Origin of the sequence: Mesorhizobium sp. M1A.F.Ca.ET.072.01.1.1 (assembly GCF_004023325.1) — a bacterium.
In the GTDB taxonomy this organism is placed as follows: Bacteria; Pseudomonadota; Alphaproteobacteria; order Rhizobiales; family Rhizobiaceae; genus Mesorhizobium.
In genome coordinates, this window is sequence record NZ_RZSF01000196.1 from 1 (window position 1) to 12,560 (window position 12,560).

Genomic DNA, 12,560 nt, shown 5'->3' on the forward strand with positions numbered 1-12,560 from the left:
GTGTGCGACCTGAACGGCATCATGCGCGGCAAGCGCATCCCGGTCGAGCAGGCGCGCAAGGCGCTCGAAGGCAAGCTGCGCATGCCTTATTCGCTGATCGGGCTCGACATCTGGGGCGAGGACATCGAAGGCAACGCCCAGGTTTTCTCGACGGGTGACGCCGACGGGCTTTGCCATTGGACCGGACGCGGCATCCTGCCCGTCAACTGGACGGCGCATCCGACGGCGCTTTTGCCCCTGTGGCTCGCCGACGAGGCCGGCGCACCCTATCTCGGCGATCCGCGCCGCGCGCTCGCCCGCATCCTCGACCGCTACGCAGCGCTTGGTCTGACGCCGGTTACCGCGACCGAGCTTGAATTCTATCTCGTCGATCCGACATCGCAGCGTCCGGTCGGTCCTGTCTCGCCGGTCACCGGCCGGCGTCTCGATTCCGATGCGGCGCTTTCGATCGACGAAATCGACGATTTCGAAGGCTTCATCCACGACATCTACGAAGCCTGCCGCATGCAGGGCATTCCGGTCGATACGGCGATCGCCGAGAACGGCGTCGGCCAGTTCGAGATCAACCTCAACCACGTTCCGGATGCCTTGCGCGCCGCGGACGACGCCGTGCTTTTCAAGCGCACGGTCAAGGGCATCGCGCGCAAGCACGGCTTTGCCGCCTGCTTCATGGCCAAGCCCTATGGCGAGCGCGCCGGCAACGGTTTCCATGTTCATTTCAGCGTGCTCGACAAGGACGGCCGCAACATCTTCGACGACGGCAGCGACCAGGGCTCCGACACCATGCGCCACGCCGTCGGCGGCCTGCTCGCGGCCATGGCCGAAAGCACGCTGGTGTTCGCGCCGCATTTCAATTCTTATCGCCGGCTGCGGCCACGGTCCTATGCGCCGACGGCTGTCGCCTGGGGCTACGAAAACCGCATGGTGGCGATTCGCATTCCAGGCGGCCCGTCTGCCGCGCGCCGCATCGAGCATCGCGTTTCCGGCGCCGACGCCAATCCCTATCTGGTGCTGGCGGCGATCCTGGGTGCCGCGCTGATGGGCATCGAGCGGCAGCTGTCGCCCGGCGAGCCGACCGGCGGCGAGGGACAGGGCCTCACGCTTGCCAAGCTGCCGCCTGACTGGGCCTCGGCGATCGCCGCCTTCGAGACCGGCAAGCGCGTCGCCGAAATCTTCCCGGCCGTGCTGCGCGACGCTTTCATCGCCTGCAAACGCCAGGAGTTGAACACCTTCGCGCTCAATGTCAGCGACTTCGAGATCGAGACCTATCTCGAAAGCGTCTAACCCCGCGCGGGGCTATTCTCCCGACCGGGCCCGCTGGCGCTCTTGCACGATGACGGCCAGGATTAAAAGCGCGCCCTTGGCGAGCAGCTGGTAGAAGGTCGGCACGGAGGTCAGGATCATGCCGTTGTTAAGGACGCCGATGATCAGCACACCTAACATCGCGCCGATGATCGTGCCCTTGCCGCCCTGCAGCGCGCAGCCGCCGAGGATCGCGGCGGTGATAGCCTCGAGCTCCAGCCCCTGGCTGCCGGAGGCGGGCTGTCCGGACATGGTGCGGCTGGCGAGCACCAGACCCGCCACCGCCGCGGCGAAGCCGCTCATCGCATAGATCGAGATCTGGTAGCGGCGGATCGGGATGCCGGCGAGCCGCGCCACCGTCGGATTGCCGCCGAGCGCGTAGATGTTGCGGCCGACGACCGTCTCACGGGTGAAAACGATGAAAGCCGCCATCGCCGCGATCAGCAGCCAGATGGCGAAGGGCAGCCCGAACAGCGTGCCGATGCCCAGCGCGCGCAGGCTGTCGCCGGTGATCGGTATGGAATTGCCGTTGTTCATCAGATAGGCGAGGCCGCGGAAGGCCGACATCGTGCCAAGCGTCGCGATCACCGCATTGACCGGCCCGTAGACGATGATCAGCCCGTTGACTGCGCCTGCCAGCAATCCGGCGAGCAGGCCGGCGAGGATGCCGGCGGGGATCGAGCCGGTTTCCTGGGCGGCGACGGCCAGCACCATCGTGCTCAGGCCGACGATCGACCCGACCGAGATGTCGAGCCCGCCCGATACGATGACGACGGTCTGCGCCATTGCCAGGATGCCGAGAATGGTGACCGCGAGCCCTATGTTGATCAGGTTGCGCGGCGTGAAGAAGACGTCCGGCCTCAACGCACCAAAGATCGCCAGCAGCACGACCAGGGCGATCAGCAGGCTGATGTTCTGCGCGCCGATGCGGCCAAACAGGCTGGCCGGCGCGCGCTCGCGGCCGGCGGTCGCGGTATCGGTCACGACACCCTCCTTTCGATTGCTTTCTTGTCCGAGCGCATGGCCAGTGCCAGCACCGCCTCCTCGCTCGCTTCTTGCCACGGCAGCTCGCCACTGATGCGGCCGCTCTGCATGACCAGGACGCGGTCGGCGAGGCCGAGCAGCTCCGGCATCTCCGAGGAGATGAGCAGGATGGCGAGGCCCTGGTCGGCCAGGCTTTCGATGAGCCTGTAGATCTCCGCCTTGGCGCCGACATCGATGCCGCGCGTCGGCTCGTCGAGGATGAGGACCGCCGGCCCCCGTGCCTGCCAGCGCGCGAAGACGACCTTCTGCTGGTTGCCGCCGGACAATTTCCCGACGGCCTGCTCGATCGACGGCGTCTTGACCCTGAGCTCGGCGACATGGCGGGCGACCAGCGCGCGCTCGCGCCTGCGGCTGAAGAAGCCGTAGCGCGACACCTTGTCGGGCACCACGAGGCTTACATTGTCGCGCACCGCCTGCATCAAAAGCAGGGCTTCCTGCTTGCGGTCCTCCGGCACCAGCCCGATACCCGCGGCAACCGCATCCGCCGGCTCGCGCGGCCTGTAGGGCCGGCCGCCGACGGCCATCCGCCCGGAGAGCAGTGGATCGAGGCCGACGACGGCGCGCGCGACTTCCGTCCGTCCCGCGCCGACCAATCCGCCCAGGCCGACGATCTCGCCTGCCCTGACCTCGAAGCTGATCCCGTCGACGCGGCGTGTCGTGACGCCTTCGAGCGCCAGCCGGACCGGCCCGAGCGCGCGCACTTTTCGGTTGAACAGGTCGCTTACCGGCCTGCCGACCATCAGCCGCACCATGCGCTGCTCGTCGAGCGCCGCGATTGGTTCGTCGGCGACGCGGCTGCCGTCGCGCATCACCACGCACCGATCGGCAAGCTCGATGATCTCGCGCAGCCGGTGCGAGATGTAGATCACCGCGACGCCGTCGGCCTTCAGGCGCCGGATGACGCGGAACAGCCGTTGCGCCTCGTCCTCCGTCAAAGACGAGGTCGGCTCGTCGAAGGCAAGCAGCCGCGCGCCCGGCCGCAGCGCGCGCATGATTTCGATCAGCTGCCTGAGCGCCGGGCTCAGGCCATGGCAGCGCTGCCCGGGCGAAAGCACGTCGACCACGCCAAAGGTGCGCAATAGGTCGAGACTGCGCCTTTCGAGATCAGCGCGGTCGAGAAAAATCCCGCCCCGCGCCTTGATGTCCCCGATGAAGATGTTTTCCGCCACCGTAAGCTCCGGGATGATCTCCGGCTCCTGGTGGATGACGCGGATGCCCGAGCCGTGTGCGGCGCGCGGCGAGCTGAGCTGCACCGGCTGCCCGTCGACCAGGACCCGGCCGCTATCCGGCCGATGCTCGCCCTCCAGCACGCGCATCAGCGTCGACTTGCCGGCGCCGTTCTCGCCGATCAGCGCGGTGATCTCGCCGGCGTTGAAAGCGACCGACACGTCGCGCAGCGCCTGCACGGCGCCGAAGCGCTTGCTGACGCCTTCGACGGCAACGACGGGGACGGTCATGGGCGGGAGGCTCCCTTTGAAGCCGCCCGCCCGAAGGCCATCCGCCCCGAGCCCGAAAGGGAGCCTAGGACTTGCAACCGAGAGTGTCCTTGAACTTGGCGAAGTTCTCGCCGCTGATCAGCGTGGCGTCCTGGAAATAGTCCTTCTGCATCTCCTTGCCGGTGGCTTGGTCGTAGAGCGCCTGGATGGCGGCGGCGCCATGCTTGGCGCTGTCCAGCCACATGGTGCCACGGAAGCCCGTCGGCTTGCCGGAACCGAAGGCCTCGCAGGAGCGGGAGCCGTCGATGCCGATGCCGATGACGTTCTCCGGCTTCATGCCGGCATTCTCCGTGGCGCGCACGCCGCCGAGCACGCCGTCGTCATTGCAGGAGTAGAAGATCCACTTCTCGGCGTCCGGATTGGCCGTCAGCGTCGTCGACACGACATCGATCGAGTTGACCATCGTGTTGTCGTAGGGAATCGAAACGATGCGCGACTTGATCTCCGGGATCGCTGCGACCAGCCCTTCCTCCGCGCCCTTGTTGCGGCGCATGCAGGTGTCGGCCTTCTGATCCTCGATCGAGCCGACGCGCACCTTGGAGAGGTCCTTGTCCCAGCCTTCGGCCTTGACGATGCGGGCAATCTCGCCGCCGACCTGCTTGCCGATGTTGAGCGCGTTCATGCCGACATAGGCGACCGGCGTGCCGTCGGCGAAGGCGATGTCGTCGTCGACAGCAATCAGGCCGATCTTGGCGGCCTTTGCTTTGTCGGCGACGACCGGGCCGAGCGAGCGGTCCGGCACCACCACGGCGATGCCCTTGACGCCGTCGCCGACATAGGTGTCGAAGGTGGTGACGGCGAGGTTGGCGTCGAACTGAACGTCCTGGACAAGCAGGTCGACGCCGAGCTCGGCGGCCTTGTCCTTGGCGCCCTTCACCTCGCGGACGAACCAGGGATGGTCACCCATTTTGTTGATATAGCCGAACTTCATCTTGTCCTGCGCGCCGGCGCCGTGGACCGTCAGCGCGACGGCTGCGGTCGCGGCCACAGCAAGCCACGTCCTGATCATGCGTTTCATGGTTTCCTCCTCCATCGATCCCGGCCGGCGGGAGTCCTTTTTGCTTGAAGACGTTTCCGGCGACCGGCCGCCGGTGCGAAACCTCATTCGTGATAGAGAACCGAGCGCCCGCCATCGATGACGATGCAGGCCGCGTTGATGAACGGGGCCTCGTCGGAGCCGAGGAAGACGGCGGTCATCGCCACCTCCTCCGGCCGGCCGATGCGGCGCGGCGGATGCAGGTCGTAGGTGCGCTGGCGCTCCGCCTGCGGATCAGGAAAGGTGTTCCAGTAGTCGACCGCGATCTGCGTCTCGATGTAGCCGGGTGCGATCGCGTTCACGCGGACGCCCTCGGCCGCGTATTGGATGCCGAGCGATCGAACCAGGCCGAGCAGTCCGTGCTTGGCAACCGGATAGGGGAAGGTCGAGGGGATGATCGCGAAAGAATGGCAGGAAGCGATGGCCACGATCGAACCCTGCGTCTGAGCCCGCATCGCCGGCAGCACCGCGCGCGCCGAATACCACACCCCGTCGAGATCGACGGCAAAGCAGCGCCGCCATTCCTCTTCCGTGGTTTCCAGCGGCTCGTGGAAAACGTTGATGCCGGCATTGGCGACCAGCACGTCGATGCGGCCGAAGGCGGCAAGCGCTTGCTCGGCCATCGCTTTGCAGGATGCGATATCGGCGACGTCGGTCTCCACGAACAGCGCCCGAGCGCCGGCTTCGTCCAGCGACCCGGCAACGCTCTTTCCGCTGAGCGCATCCTTTTCGGCCACGACGATCGCCGCACCCTCGGCGGCCATCGCGCGCGCCGTCGCCTCGCCGATGCCGCGCCCGGCGCCGGTGACAATCACCACCTTGTCCTTCAGACGCCCGGCCATAGTCACCAGTCCACGATGGTGCCGTCGGCAAGAACGGCATTGGTGGTGTGCATGACCTCCGGCCTGTAGGGATGCCGGTCGGCGACCGCCTCGTCGACCTCGACGCCGAGCCCGGGCGCATCCGGCACTTGCCAGCAGCCGTCGACCATGCGGATCGGCCCCTTCACCACCTCGAAATACCAGGGCACGGCACCGACCATCTCTTCCTGGATCAGGTGGTTAGGCGTGGAGACCGCGAAATGCAGCGCCGCGGCGCCAGCGATCGGACCGAGCGGATTGTGCGGCGCCACACCCACCGAGACCGCCTCGGCCATGGCGGCGATTTTCTTCGCCTCGAGCAGGCCGCCGCAGTGGCAGATGTCCGGCTGCACGATGTCGACCGCCCTTGCCCGGAAAAGGTCGTCGAATTCGGGACGATCGATCAGCCGCTCGCCGGTGGCGATCGGCACGCGCGATTTGGCGACGAGCTGCGCCAGCGCGCCTGTCTCGCCCGGCGGCAGCGGCTCTTCGACGAACATCGGTCGGTAGGGCGCAAGCGCGTCGATATAGGCGAGCGCGGTGGAGGCCGAGGCGGGACGGCCGTGGAAATCGACCATGATCTCGACTTCGGGACCGACTGTCTTGCGCAGCGCCTCCATTAGGCGGCCGACCTTGTCGACCTCGACGAGCGACGCATGATAGTGGCTGTAGGGGATGAAGACGGCCTTCAGCGCGCGATAGCCCGTGGCAACCACTTCGGAGGCGCGCCGCACCAACGGCTCGGTCTCCAACGTTTCGTAGACGGCGCGCATGTCGCCGAGGCCGAGATGCGTGTAGACCTTGACCCGGTCGCGCACCTTGCCGCCGAGCAAGCGCCAGACCGGCTGATCGAGCCATTTGCCAAAAATGTCCCAGAGCGCCAGCTCGATGCCGGAAACCGCCGACATGCCGATGACGCCGAGCCGCCAGAACGAGTGCTTTTTGAGGATGCGCACCGCCTGCTCGATGTCGCGCGGGTCGCGGCCGACCAGAAGCGGCGCGAGGTCATTGACGGCGCCGACGACGGCCTGGGTCTTCCATTCCAGCGTCGCCTCGCCCCAACCGTAGAGGCCCGGCTGGTCGGTCTCGACACGCACGAACACCCAGTTGCGCATATCCGCGTTCACGACGCGCGTGGTGATGGCCACGATCCTCAAGCGCAACTCCTCCCATGACACTAATTAGATCATATGAAATTGAAATATCATATGATAAAAAATGGCGTCAAGCCGGAAACGTCACCTTCTGGCGTGAAGATCGTCGGCGGCGATGTCAAGCAGCCTGTTCATGGCGCCGCGGGCGCCGGCGGTATCGCGGACGCGGATCGCCTCCAGCACCGCGACATGCGCCGACAGCGCGCGCGATTGCGCCTCCATCAACGGATTGGTGACCAGGAAGGTGGCGCGCAGGGCAGCTTCCAGCATGCCGACCAGCCCCTTGAGCACGACATTATGGCTGGCGGCGATGACGCCCTTGTGGAAGGCAAGGTCCGCCTGGCAGACCGCGTTGAGGTCGCCCGGGATATTGTCGCGCATGCCGACGACCGCGCGTTCGATTTCGGCGAGATCGGCGGCGCTGGCGCGCCTTGCCGCAAGCTCGGCCGCCGCCGGCTCGAAGATGCGCCGCGCCTCGAGCAGGCCGGAAACCAGCTCCTCGTCATCCTGGATGGAAGGGTGCCAGCCGAGCACCACCGGGTCGAGCAGGCGCCAGCTGTCGCGCGGCAGCACGCGCACGCCCGCCCGCCGCCTGGCCTCGACAAGACCTTTCGCCGACAGCACCTTGACCGCTTCCCGAACCGAGGTGCGGCTGACGCCCAGCATGGCGCAGAGCTCCTCCTCGCGCGGCAAGGCCGCACCGGGAGCATAGTCGCCGCCCAGGATGCGGCTGCCCAGCACGCTGACGACGGCGTTGTGCACGCTTGCGCCGCCCTGGTCGACCGAAGGCATCCACCCGGTTGCGTCCGAAGGAACGATATTTTCCACGCAATCCTCTCCCGATAGAGCAAGTTGCTGCCGGCAGTTGTATGAAAGCTTACGTCTTATGTAAATCACTCATTCATATGATCTGTCATGATCATAGGAGCGGGTCGGTGATGCTTTCGGTTCCGGAAATCCGGCCCACCGGCGTCAGCCCGCACCGACGGGCGCGTTCAGCGCGCCGCCCACACAAGTCCGCGGCGCAGGATGGTGCGCATCTGCGGCACCTCGAATTCCTTGGCCACATGGCCGAGCGACGAATAGAACACCCGCCCTTTGCCGTGCCGGCGCTTCCAAACCACGGGCATGACAACGCCGGCGATCCACGGCGCGTGCTCGCCCGAGAAGGTGGTGGTCGCCAGCACGTCGTTCGATGGATCGACATGCATGTAATATTGCTCGGAGCGGTATTGGAAATCGTCGATGCCTGCCACGATCGGGTCGTCGCGCCGCACGATATTCACACGATAGTCGATGATGTTGCCGGGATGGGCGACCCACTGGCCGCCGCACATGAACTGGTAGTCCGTCGATTCGCGAAACGCGTCGCCCATGCCGCCGTGATAGCCGCCGAGGCCAACGCCGTTTTCGACCGCTTTGGTGAGGTTCGCCTCTTCGGCCTTGGCGAGCTTGGACATGGTGTAGATCGGCACGATCAGGCTGAGGTCGGCGATCGCCGGGTCGGCGAACACCGCGGTCGTATTTTCCAAGCGCACGGCAAAGCCTTCCTCCTCAAGCATCGCTTTGAGGAGGCGCGCCCCGGCTTCGGGTTCATGCCCTTCCCAGCCGCCCCATACGATCAGTGCCTGCCGCATCTTCCGCTCCTTATGCATTTGGCCGCGCGGCCGGATATAGGGCAGCGAGGCGCCGGGCTGACCATCGCCGAGTCGAGCTTGAAGGGAAAGTGACGCGAACGAAAACGGCCCGCGCGACGCCCGATCGCCCGACGCTCGTCCTGGTTCAGCGGAAGCTCTGCGCCAGTTACCGAGCTAATCCCTGCGATCCTGCCGCGAGGAGATCAGACCGTGTCGAAGTCGAGGATCTGCGTGGCCACGGCACGTTCCTCGTCGGCCGGAATGACAAGAACATCGACGCTGGACTCTCGCGCGCTGACCAGCGCTTCGCCGCTGCGATTTAAACCATGGTCGACCACGACACCAAGCCAGGCAGCAGCCTCGCAGATCTCTTGCCGGATCTGCCATGCATTTTCGCCGATGCCGGCGGTGAACACGAGAGTGTCGAGGCCTCCAAGCGCGGCCGCGAGCGATCCGATCTCACGTCCGGCGCGATAGACGAAGAGCGCGACGGCGCGCGCCGCCGCCGGGTCTTTCGACCCAAGCAGCGCCTGCATGTCTCCGGAAATGCCGGATACGCCCAGCAGGCCGGACTGCTCGTAGAGCAATTCGGTCACTCGGTCGGCCGACAGCTTGCGCTCCTGCAGAAGGTGCAGGATCACGCCAGGATCGATGGCGCCGCAACGGGTGCTCATGACGAGGCCGTCAAGCGTCGAAAAACCCATGGTCGTGGCGAGGCTAACCCCTGCCTTCATCGCACACAGGCTCGCGCCGCTGCCGAGATGGGCGGCAATCGTTCGGCCACCGGCACCGTCGCCGTAGCGCTCGCGGAGCTTCGCTGCAATGTGCCTGTAGGAGAGCCCGTGGAAGCCGTAGGAGACGATGCCCTGTTCCGACATCTCGCGCGGCAAGCCATAGAGCCTGGCAAGCTCCGGACGCGCCGTGTGAAAGGCCGTATCGAAGCAGCCGACTTGCTTGGCTTCCGGCAAAAGCCGACCGGCCAGATGGACGATCTCCAGGTTGATCGCCTGATGGATCGGTGCGAGCGGCTCAAGCCTATGCAGCGCGTCGAGCGTGCGCTCGTCGAGCAAGGTCGCTTGGGTAAGTTCTTGCCCGCCATGGACGATGCGGTGCCCGACAGTGCCGATCCGGCGCAAAAGAGCGTGATCCTCGAGATAGGAAGCTATGGCCTCGAACGCCTTGGCCATCCCGATCGGTCGGTCTCCCAGGCTCCTGTCGATTTCGCGTGACAATTCTGAGGGCGCGACCTGCAATCGTGGATGATGTCCGATCGACGACACGCTGCCACGCACCAGCAGGTGAAGCTCGCTTCGCTGCTGAAACACGGCGAACTTCAGGCTTGAGGAGCCGCCGTTGAGGACGAGAATGGCATCGGTCATGGTCGGCCGGTCCCGGCCAATCGTGCGCTCGTCCATTTGGACTGACGCTTCGGCATCGACTACTGCTCCCATTTCCAGCCGAGGACCTCGGGCATGTCCTGCCCATGCTCGCGGATATAGGCCCGGTGTTCGATCAGCTTGCCTTCCATTGCCTGCTTCAGCCGGATATGCGCGCCGGCCGGCTCGGGAATGCGGTCGAGCACGCCCAATACGAGATGATAGCGGTCGAGGCCATTGAGCACGGTCATGTCGAAGGGCGTCGTCGTCGTCCCTTCCTCATTGTAGCCGCGCACGTGGATGTTGTCGTGGTTGGTCCGCCGGTAAGTCAGGCGATGGATGGTCCATGGATAGCCGTGATACGCGAAGATGACTGGCTTATCGGCCGTGAAAAACGCGTCGAATTCACGATCCGACAGGCCGTGCGGGTGGTGTTCCTTGGGCTGCAAAGTCATCAGGTCGACGATGTTGACCACCCGCACCTTGAGGCCGGGAACGTGGCGTTTCAGAATTTGGACCGCGGCCAGCGTCTCAAGCGTCGGCACGTCGCCGGCGCAGGCCATCACCACATCCGGCTCTGCCCCGCCGTCGGTCGACGCCCACTCCCATATGCCGATACCGGCCTTGCAGTGGACTTTCGCCTCGGTGATCGACAGCCACTGCCAGGAATTGGCTTTGCCGGCGACGATCACGTTGATGCGGTTCCATGTCCGAAGCACATGATCCGTCACGCAAAGCAGGCTGTTGGCATCCGCCGGCAGATAGACGCGCACGATGTCCGCCTTCTTGTTCAAGGCGACATCGATGAAGCCCGGATCCTGATGGCTGAAGCCATTGTGCTCCTGCTGCCAGACATGGCTCGACAACAAATAGTTCAAGGACGCAATCGGCCGCCGCCACGGCAGCTTGCCGCAGGCATCCAGCCATTTCGCATGCTGGTTGAACATGGAATCGACAATGTGCGTGAAGGCCTCGTAGCAGGAGAACAGGCCGTGCCGGCCGGTAAGCAGATAGCCTTCCAGCCAGCCCTGACAGGTATGCTCGGACAGGATTTCCAGAACCCTGCCTTCGCGGCCGAGATGCACATCTTCGGGCAGAATCTTTTCCATCCAGGCGCGCTCGGTCACCTCGAAGACGTCCTGCAGCCGGTTCGAAGCCGTCTCGTCGGGACCGACAATGCGGAAGTTTTTGGCGCTTTGGTTCAATGCCATGACGTCGCGCAGGAAACCGCCCATCACACGGGTCGACTCTGCTTTCACGCCGCCGGGCTGCTGGACAGATACGGCATGCTCTTGCAGGCTTGGCAGTTGGAGGGAGCGGCGCAGCAGGCCGCCATTGGCATGCGGATTGGCGCTCATGCGTCTGCCGCCTTGCGGGGCAGTGGCGCGGATCATGGCCACTGGCGCGCCCTCGGCATCGAAAAGCTCTCCGGGCCGATAACTTCTCAGCCACTCCTCGAGCATCTTCAGATGCGCAGGGTTTTCGGCGAGACCGGAGAGCGGAACCTGATGCGCGCGCCAGAATCCTTCGGTCTTCAGCCCGTCGACCTCCTTGGGGCCTGTCCAGCCCTTCGGGCTTCTAAGGATGATCATCGGCCATTTCGGCCGGCCGTCGGCAGTCTCTCCGCCGCTGCGCGCCGCCTGCTGAATTGCCTGGATGCGGTCCAGCGCATCGTCGAGTACGACGGCCATCCGCTCATGCATCAGGGGCGGATCGTCACCCTCGACGAACAGCGGTTCGTAGCCATAGCCGACGAATAGCGCCCGCAATTCTTCGTCAGAGATGCGGGCGAGAATGGTGGGACTGGCGATCTTATAGCCGTTGAGATGGAGGATCGGCAGCACCGCGCCGTCCTGCGCCGGGTTGAGGAACTTGTTGCAGTGCCAGGATGTGGCGAGCGGGCCGGTTTCCGCCTCGCCGTCGCCGACGACGCAGGCGACGATAAGATCCGGGTTGTCGAAGGCCGCGCCAAAGGCATGCGAAAGCGCGTAGCCGAGCTCGCCGCCTTCATGGATCGACCCGGGCACATCGGGAGCGGCATGGCTCGGGATGCCTCCCGGAAAGGAAAACTGCCGGAAGAGCGTCCTCATTCCGGCCTCTTCGAGGGAAATATCCGGATTGATCTCGCTATAGGTGCCTTCGAGATAGCTGTTTGCAACCATGGCCGGCCCGCCATGGCCGGGGCCGCAGATGTAAATAACGTTGACATCGCGAAGTCTGATCGCGCGGTTGAGATGCGCGTATATGAAGCTGAGGCCCGGCGAGGTTCCCCAATGCCCAAGCAGCCTGGGCTTGACGTGCGCCAGCCGAAGCGGCTCGCGAAGCAGCGGATTGTCGAGTAGATAGATCTGCCCGACAGTCAGGTAGTTGGCGGCACGCCAGTAGGCATCGATGTCGTGCAGCTCCTGTGCGGACAAGCGATTGGTGCTGGGATGCGTGGTCATGTCCGTTTCCTTCGCTGTTCCAAACTCACCCGGCTGAGACACAACGCATGGACGTCACCGCCGGTTCATGACCGGTCGGCGCCGCGAGCGGGCCCCATTGGGACACGCGGCCCACCGCCAGGACATGAACTGGTAGCGTCGATGCGCGAAACGCGTCGGGCAATGCCGCGTTATAGCCGCCGAGGCCAGCGCCGTTTCGACCGCTTTGGTG

Annotated in this window: 11 protein-coding genes; 1 reads left to right on the plus strand and 10 read right to left on the minus strand. The window is 65.2% G+C overall.

The window, feature by feature from the left end; translation table 11 throughout:
* Positions 1-1,284 (plus strand): glutamine synthetase family protein (locus EOA32_RS23695; RefSeq protein ID WP_145971340.1); only part of this gene is annotated, 1,284 nt, incomplete at its 5' end.
* Positions 1,285-1,296: 12 nt separating this feature from the next.
* Here the strand turns inward: EOA32_RS23695 and EOA32_RS23700 are convergent.
* The 10 genes from EOA32_RS23700 to EOA32_RS39300 all read right to left on the minus strand — a co-directional run.
* Positions 1,297-2,286 carry an ABC transporter permease gene (locus EOA32_RS23700; protein WP_095813518.1) on the minus strand — a complete coding sequence of 330 codons (990 nt, stop codon included), beginning with the start codon at positions 2,284-2,286 and terminating at the stop codon, positions 1,297-1,299.
* The gene (locus EOA32_RS23705) at positions 2,283-3,803 is read right to left on the minus strand and encodes a sugar ABC transporter ATP-binding protein (RefSeq protein ID WP_128373021.1); all 1,521 of its coding nucleotides are present in this window, start codon (positions 3,801-3,803) and stop codon (positions 2,283-2,285) included. Before EOA32_RS23705 ends, EOA32_RS23700 begins: the two co-directional genes overlap by 4 nt.
* A gap of 64 nt (positions 3,804-3,867) precedes the next feature.
* Positions 3,868-4,860 (minus strand): substrate-binding domain-containing protein, encoded by a 993-nt coding sequence (locus EOA32_RS23710; protein WP_245499363.1) that lies wholly within the window; start codon positions 4,858-4,860, stop codon positions 3,868-3,870.
* 83 nt (positions 4,861-4,943) lie between these two features.
* Positions 4,944-5,720, minus strand: a complete 777-nt coding sequence (locus tag EOA32_RS23715; RefSeq protein ID WP_128373022.1) for an SDR family oxidoreductase — start codon at positions 5,718-5,720, stop codon at positions 4,944-4,946.
* A gap of 2 nt (positions 5,721-5,722) precedes the next feature.
* A complete protein-coding gene (gene dgoD, locus EOA32_RS23720; protein ID WP_245499364.1) occupies positions 5,723-6,886 on the minus strand; it encodes a galactonate dehydratase in 1,164 nt (387 codons plus the stop codon).
* A 90-nt stretch (positions 6,887-6,976) separates the two neighbouring features.
* Positions 6,977-7,720 carry a FadR/GntR family transcriptional regulator gene (locus EOA32_RS23725; protein WP_128373024.1) on the minus strand — a complete coding sequence of 248 codons (744 nt, stop codon included), beginning with the start codon at positions 7,718-7,720 and terminating at the stop codon, positions 6,977-6,979.
* Positions 7,721-7,887: 167 nt separating this feature from the next.
* A complete protein-coding gene (locus EOA32_RS23730; protein WP_128373025.1) occupies positions 7,888-8,529 on the minus strand; it encodes a ThuA domain-containing protein in 642 nt (213 codons plus the stop codon).
* Positions 8,530-8,732: 203 nt separating this feature from the next.
* Positions 8,733-9,908: an acetate/propionate family kinase gene (locus EOA32_RS23735; RefSeq protein WP_128373026.1), complete on the minus strand. Its 1,176-nt coding sequence runs from the start codon at positions 9,906-9,908 to the stop codon at positions 8,733-8,735.
* A 59-nt stretch (positions 9,909-9,967) separates the two neighbouring features.
* The gene (locus tag EOA32_RS23740) at positions 9,968-12,349 is read right to left on the minus strand and encodes a phosphoketolase family protein (protein WP_128373027.1); all 2,382 of its coding nucleotides are present in this window, start codon (positions 12,347-12,349) and stop codon (positions 9,968-9,970) included.
* Positions 12,350-12,374: 25 nt separating this feature from the next.
* Positions 12,375-12,560, minus strand: a 186-nt coding sequence (locus EOA32_RS39300) for a hypothetical protein (protein ID WP_210214842.1), incomplete at its 5' end; no start/stop codon positions are given.

Bases quoted from the DNA above. Each gene is read 5' to 3' on its own strand.
- EOA32_RS23705 (WP_128373021.1), bottom strand. From the start codon at position 3,803: ATGACCGTCCCCGTCGTTGCCGTCGAAGGCGTCAGCAAGCGCTTCGGC.
- EOA32_RS23710 (WP_245499363.1), bottom strand. From the start codon at position 4,860: ATGAAACGCATGATCAGGACGTGGCTTGCTGTGGCCGCGACCGCAGCC.
- EOA32_RS23715 (WP_128373022.1), bottom strand. From the start codon at position 5,720: ATGGCCGGGCGTCTGAAGGACAAGGTGGTGATTGTCACCGGCGCCGGG.
- EOA32_RS23730 (WP_128373025.1), bottom strand. From the start codon at position 8,529: ATGCGGCAGGCACTGATCGTATGGGGCGGCTGGGAAGGGCATGAACCC.
- EOA32_RS23735 (WP_128373026.1), bottom strand. From the start codon at position 9,908: ATGACCGATGCCATTCTCGTCCTCAACGGCGGCTCCTCAAGCCTGAAG.
- EOA32_RS23740 (WP_128373027.1), bottom strand. From the start codon at position 12,349: ATGACCACGCATCCCAGCACCAATCGCTTGTCCGCACAGGAGCTGCAC.